We start from the raw sequence: 1831 nt of genomic DNA, 5'->3' as shown, positions 1-1831 counted from the left end.
CCCTTCCGCATGAGCTGCGAGGCGGCAATGGTGGCCCGGGCGCCGCTTCCGCACATGACGGTGACGGGCTTGTCCGGGTCGAGGTCACTGGCCGCCTCAGGCAGCTTGCCGACATAAGCGTGCTTGCTGTCCTTGATATGGCCGCTCTCATATTCGTCGATGGCCCGGACATCGAGCAGGGTCCAGCCAGCCGGCGGGTTGTCTACGCGCGCGGCGACGGTTTCGGTATCGACGAAGTCGAGTGTGTCGAGCGGGCCGTTCTGGACCGCCACGGGCATGGCGCCGCTGACAAATCCGCTCACATTGTCGAAGCCGATCCGCTGAAGCGTGGTGGCCGCATCGACCGCCTGGTCGTCATCGCGCGCTACCAGCAGCACCGGTTTGTCGCCTGGCAGCAACCAGCCCGCGAAGGCGGCAAGCATGTCATCCGGGATGCAGAGCGAGCCCGTGCGGTGTCCGCCGGCAAAGTCGAAAATGCCGCGAACATCGAGGCAGACCGCATCGCCCGGATCGAGCAACTTGGCCGGGGAGGCGGGCCGGGGCGCCGGCGGCGCGGCTTCGGTGCCTTCCATATTGCCCTCTTCCATGCGCCGGAAATAGGGCGGTATGTAGTGGTTCTCGGCCACCTTGGCGTCGATGAAAGCTTCCCGGTCGCCGATCTGCAGGCGTGGATTGTTGAGCTTCTCGTGACCGATGGAAGAGAACTCCCGGTCGGCCATGCCGGAGCCGCAGACCGAACCGGCGCCATGCGCGGGATAGACGAGGCACTGGTCGCCGAGCCCCATCAGTTTCTCCAGGCTGTCATAGAGCAGGCCGGCGACTTCGCGTTTGCGGTCGGGATAGAAGTCCGTGCGCCCTACATCGCCAATGAACAGGGCATCGCCCGTGAACACGCCAACCGGGCCTTCCTCGAAGCTCTTGTCATAAAGCACGTAGGACAGGCTGTCGTCGGTGTGCCCGGGCGTTTCGAGCACCTTCAGGAGCGCGCCGCCAATCTCGAACGTGTCGCCTTCCCGCGTCTCGGCTGCATACTGGATCGGCTTTTCAGGGTTCGGCCCGTGCCAGACCTTTGCGCCAGTCTCTTCCTTCAGGACAGGGGCGCCTGAGAGCAGGTCCTCGTTCCGGTGGGTTTCGAAGACGTGCTTGATGACAGAGCCTTCCTCACGGGCGAGGTCCAGATAGATGCCGATGTCACGCCGCGGATCGATGACGGCCGCTTCGCCATCGGCGCTCAGGAAGTAGGAAAGGTGGGCAAGACCCTGTGTCTTGATCTTTTCGAGTCTCATTCTGTTTCGCTCCTTTTCGGGATCGAATGGGTCTGACTGGACGTGGAAGGCGCGTTAGTCCTCCGCGATGGCTGCCCCGGCAGCGTCGTCTGGATTGAGCGTGCCTTCAAAGGGAGGAACGGGGCGGCTCGCCGCCTCGCCTTCCGTCGATGCCGGACCATTCTCCGCGATGTCGGAAATCAGCCATTCCATTTCCTTGATCTCGCGGCGCTGCGCCGTGATGATCTCGTCGGCAAGCTCGCGCACACGGACATCCTCGATGCCGGCGCGTTCACTTGTCATGATGGCAATGGAGTGGTGAGGGATCATCGCTTTCATGTAGGACCGGTCGTCGACGGTGCTCTGGCTGCGCACCAGCCAGAGGGCCAGGACGAACACGACCGCAGCACCAACGAAAATGCCGAAATTGATCCGGCTGTCCTTGTACATGTTGAGCATGAAGCTCAGCATCACGATGGCCATCGCGGCGCCCATGATGAAGGCCATGTAGAAGCGTGTCTCGCTCCAGCGAACATGCTCCCACGCATAGGTGTTGAGGTACATCA

General features: G+C 62.7%; 2 protein-coding genes. Both read right to left on the bottom strand.

All coding sequences use genetic code 11. The features are described from left to right. Positions 1–1286, bottom strand: a 1286-nt coding sequence (locus tag Q1K29_RS18385) for an MBL fold metallo-hydrolase (RefSeq protein ID WP_300396834.1), incomplete at its 3' end; no start/stop codon positions are given. Positions 1287–1340: 54 nt separating this feature from the next. Continuing rightward, the gene (locus tag Q1K29_RS18380) at positions 1341–1829 is read right to left on the bottom strand and encodes a DUF305 domain-containing protein (RefSeq protein ID WP_300396832.1); all 489 of its coding nucleotides are present in this window, start codon (positions 1827–1829) and stop codon (positions 1341–1343) included. Positions 1830–1831 lie beyond the last annotated feature (2 nt).

The organism is Henriciella sp. (assembly GCF_029937755.1).
Classification (GTDB): Bacteria; Pseudomonadota; Alphaproteobacteria; order Caulobacterales; family Hyphomonadaceae; genus Henriciella.
This window is presented reverse-complemented; position numbering and strand designations above follow the sequence as displayed.